This is a genomic window from Salipiger sp. HF18, assembly GCF_011806505.1.
Lineage (GTDB): Bacteria > Pseudomonadota > Alphaproteobacteria > Rhodobacterales > Rhodobacteraceae > Salipiger > Salipiger thiooxidans.
Genome location: NZ_JAATOS010000731.1, coordinates 1 through 1,501, shown reverse-complemented (window position 1 = coordinate 1,501; position 1,501 = coordinate 1). Strand labels below are relative to the sequence as shown.

Genomic DNA, 1,501 nt, shown 5'->3' with positions numbered 1-1,501 from the left:
TCATGTTCCGTCCTTGCCTTTGTGCCGGCACATCCTTCAGCGCCGCCTGTCCCTGAGCCCGGATCAAGCGCGGTTTCCCGCGAGGTGTCAATGCGCGCGCCCGAAGGGGCTGGCTTCCCGCTGCCGGATGGCCTTAAGCCTGTGCAAAGAGACGAGAACCGCGACCCCGGATCGCGGCCGCCGACACCGCAGACCCAGCAAAGGAGCCCGCATGGCCTACGTTGTGCCCCCGATGGACACCCCCTCCGTTACCGTCGCCGGAAGCGACGACCGCTTCCCCGTGCGGCGCATCTTCTGCGTCGGCCGCAACTATGCCGCGCACGCCCGCGAGATGGGCCGCGATCCCGACCGCGAGCCGCCGTTCTTCTTCACCAAGCCCTGCGACGCGGTGGTCGAGGACGGCGCGGTGATCCCGTATCCGCCGCAGACCGGGAACCTGCACTACGAGGCCGAGCTCGTCGTCGCCATCGGCAGCGGCGGCGCCGACATTCCCGAGGCCGAGGCGCTGGGCCACGTCTGGGGTTACGCGCTGGGCAACGACCTGACCCGCCGCGACCTGCAGAACGCGGCGAAGGAGCTGTCGCGCCCGTGGGATTTCGCCAAGGGCTTCGACAATTCCGCCGTCGTGGGGCCGGTGCACCCGGTCTCCGAGGTCGGCCATCCGACCGAGGGCGCGATCAGGCTCGAGGTGAACGGCGAGGAGAAGCAGCGCGGCGATCTCGCCGAGATGATCTGGACGGTGCCCGAGGTGATCTCGATCCTGTCGCAGACCATGACCCTGCAGCCGGGCGATCTGATCATGACCGGCACCCCCGCGGGCGTCGGCAAGCTGGTGCCGGGCGATGTCTGCACGGTCTCGGTCGAAGGGCTGGGCTCGCTGACCACCACCATCGGCCCGCGCGCCTGAGCCTCCGCCTTCCGGCCCCCGGCGGGTCTTGTCCGTCGGGGGCGCAGGTGGGCCTGTGGTGGGGGCGGTGCTGTGTGACCGGCGTGGCCTAAGATTGGGTGTAGTTTGCCCGGGGACAGTGGCGGCGGCGGTGCCCTCCGGCGCGGGCAGCCCACGCGCCGTTCGGGACATCGGACCTGACTTCGATCCCGCCGGCCGGGAGCTCAGCCTCAGCCTCAGCCTCTCAGGCCTTCTCGAACCCGCGCCGCAGCTCGTAGTCGGCGACAACGCGGTCGTAGTCCTCCCGCTCCACCTCGGCCGCCCTCGTGTAGTGGTCGACGACCGGCCCGCCCAACGCCGTGCGCAGCATCTTCGACTAGCGGAAGATCGCGGTCGCCTCGTGCAGGGTCGAGGGCACCTCGGGCACGTCCCCGGCGCCGTAGATGTCGCCCGTCGCGGCGGGCGACAGGGGGAACTCTTCCTCGATCCCGGCAAGACCCGCGACCAACTGCGCCGCGCAGGCGAGGTAGCCTTGAAGGTTATGGACCCGAAGCACTCGAAGCGTTCGAGGTCGTCCTCAGCCGAGCGGAGAGCCTTGACCAGCTTCCCAGTGAC

The 1,501-nt window shown here is 69.9% G+C and carries 3 protein-coding genes; 1 reads left to right on the top strand and 2 read right to left on the bottom strand.

Annotation, left to right across the window (positions count from 1 at the left end):
* Positions 1-211 precede the first annotated feature (211 nt).
* A complete protein-coding gene (locus HC022_RS26375; RefSeq protein WP_167454358.1) occupies positions 212-907 on the top strand; it encodes a fumarylacetoacetate hydrolase family protein in 696 nt (231 codons plus the stop codon).
* A 223-nt stretch (positions 908-1,130) separates the two neighbouring features.
* On the opposite strand, the gene HC022_RS29745 is transcribed toward HC022_RS26375, so the two are convergent.
* Positions 1,131-1,256 (bottom strand): hypothetical protein, encoded by a 126-nt coding sequence (locus HC022_RS29745; RefSeq protein ID WP_303049110.1) that lies wholly within the window; start codon positions 1,254-1,256, stop codon positions 1,131-1,133.
* Between the two features lie 6 nt (positions 1,257-1,262).
* Positions 1,263-1,442 carry a hypothetical protein gene (locus HC022_RS29545; protein WP_368484832.1) on the bottom strand — a complete coding sequence of 60 codons (180 nt, stop codon included), beginning with the start codon at positions 1,440-1,442 and terminating at the stop codon, positions 1,263-1,265.
* Between the last annotated feature and the right edge of the window lie 59 nt (positions 1,443-1,501).

Bases quoted from the DNA above. Each gene is read 5' to 3' on its own strand.
- HC022_RS29745 (WP_303049110.1), bottom strand. From the start codon at position 1,256: ATGCTGCGCACGGCGTTGGGCGGGCCGGTCGTCGACCACTACACGAGG.
- HC022_RS26375 (WP_167454358.1), top strand. From the start codon at position 212: ATGGCCTACGTTGTGCCCCCGATGGACACCCCCTCCGTTACCGTCGCC.